The organism is Kitasatospora sp. NPDC057198, from assembly GCF_042670125.1.
Lineage (GTDB): Bacteria > Actinomycetota > Actinomycetes > Streptomycetales > Streptomycetaceae > Kitasatospora.
Genome location: NZ_JBHUWH010000810.1, coordinates 1 through 1,836, shown reverse-complemented (window position 1 = coordinate 1,836; position 1,836 = coordinate 1). Strand labels below are relative to the sequence as shown.

The 1,836-nt window shown below is 77.3% G+C and carries 2 protein-coding genes; one reads left to right on the top strand and one right to left on the bottom strand.

Going from position 1 to position 1,836, the window contains the following annotated elements:
• Nucleotides 1–44: 44 nt before the first annotated feature.
• Nucleotides 45–731, bottom strand: coding sequence for a hypothetical protein (locus tag ACFUEL_RS39250; protein ID WP_380242939.1), 687 nt, complete (start codon nucleotides 729–731; stop codon nucleotides 45–47).
• A gap of 293 nt (nucleotides 732–1,024) precedes the next feature.
• Between ACFUEL_RS39250 and ACFUEL_RS39245 the strand changes: the two genes are divergently transcribed.
• Nucleotides 1,025–1,836 (top strand): alpha/beta-hydrolase N-terminal domain-containing protein (locus ACFUEL_RS39245; RefSeq protein WP_380242937.1); only part of this gene is annotated, 812 nt, incomplete at its 3' end.

Below are 1,836 nucleotides of genomic sequence, written 5' to 3'. Positions count from 1 at the left end.
CTCGGTACCGGCTGAGCGCGCGGGCGCCTCGACGTGCGGGGCGGTCAGTAGCGGTACGCCTTCACCACCACCGGCGTCAGGCGCGTCTCCCGCACCTTGCTGAACACCATCGGGTTCGCGGTCGCGCCCGCCGCCAGGTTCTCCACGCCGACCGCCTGGCTGTCCACGCTCTTGCCGCTGCTGTCGGTGAAGTCGACCTGGATCGCGTAGGAGCGGGTGTCCAGGGTGCTGTTGGTGACCGTGACCATCGCCGCGTTCAGGTCGCCGGAGACCGAGTTCGGCACCCCGGTCAGTGTCACGTCCGACGTGCCGTCGCCCGAACCCGGGGCCTGACCCGTCTCCGGGACGCTCGCCAGCACCTGCTCCGCCTTCGTCCGGGTGGCCTGGAGCTGGGCGTTGACCGACGCCTCGAAGGAGGCGGCGCGCTCCGAGGCGGACGCCTCCGCGGCCGACACCGAGGCCAGCGCCGACGCGTGCGCGGACGCGAAGGCGGACGGCGGCTCCCCGGAGAAGCTCGCCGTCTCCGGCGGTCCGACCGTGAACGTCGACATCGCCGCCTGCACCGGGTTCTCGCCCGAGGTGCCGCCGCAGGCCGCGACCACCGTGATCCCGGCGACCGCCCCGGCCGCCGCCAGCGACACCCGCAGGCCCCGCCGCACCGGGCGCGGCGGCTCCACCGGCCCCTGCCGGACCAGCCCCCGGCCCGAACCGTTCCGCTCCGCGTCTCGCATCGCGATGCACCCTTTCGCTCAGAACCGCGCCGGGCCCGTGCGCGCCGCGGTCGTTCCGGCAGGCCCACGGCCCGCGTCCGGACATGCGTCCGCCCTACGCCCCCATCGTCCGAGCCCGGCGCCACCCGGGGCCAGCGGCGCTGCGCCATTGGGGGGAGCCGGACGGCCCGTCAGATCGGCGGCGCGGTCGGCGAGATACGTATGGCGGGTGCTCGGTGCTCGGTGCTCGGTGCGGGGTTTCCGGTGCCCGGTGCGGGTGGTGAGCGGCGGACGGGAACGGGAGGGCGGCGGCGGTGGGGGAGCGGCGGATCGTACGGCGGTGGCCGAGCTGGAGCGCGTCGGCGGGGGCGGTGCTGTTCTACTGCCTGTCCTTCACCCCCTCGCTGCTGCCCCGGCCCTGGTACCTGCAGGCCGCCGCCGGGGCGGTCACCGCCGCGTTCGGCTACGGCCTCGGCGCGTTCTCCGGGTTCCTCGCCGGGGCGTGCGGTCCGCTGCCCGGCGGACGGGTGCGGCGGGCCGGCTGGTGGGCGCTGGCCGCGGTCGGCGGCGGGGCGGTGGCGACGACCACCGCGTGGAGCGTGCGCTGGCAGGGCGACCTGCGGCGGGCCGTCGGCATGGACCCGCGGATCACCTGGTGGCAGTGGGCGCTGGTGCTCCCCGTCGCGCTGCTGCTCGGCACGCTGCTGGTGCTGTGCGCCCGGGTGGTCCGGCTCGGCACCCGCGGGCTGCGCCGGGTCCTCGGCCGGGCCGTCCCCCGCTGGGCGGCCGCCGCCGGGGCCGCCGCGCTCGCTGCCGTCCTGGTGACCGGCTTCGTCGAGGGCTTCCTGCTGCGCGGCCTGCTCGACCTGGCCGAACGCGGCGCGGCCCTGGCCGACCGCGCCACCACGCCCGGCGTCGTCCGGCCGACCTCGTCGACGCTCTCCGGCAGCCCCGCCTCCTACGAGAGCTGGGCCGGCCTCGGCGCGAAGGGCCGCGACTTCGTCGGCGGGGCCCCCACCGCCGCGCGGATCTCCGACTTCACCGGCCGCCCCGCCAAGGACCCGGTGCGGGCCTACGTCGGACTGCGCCCGGCGGACGGGACGGACTCCGCCGAGGGCGCCCGGAC

Bases quoted from the DNA above. Each gene is read 5' to 3' on its own strand.
- ACFUEL_RS39250 (WP_380242939.1), bottom strand. From the start codon at position 731: ATGCGAGACGCGGAGCGGAACGGTTCGGGCCGGGGGCTGGTCCGGCAG.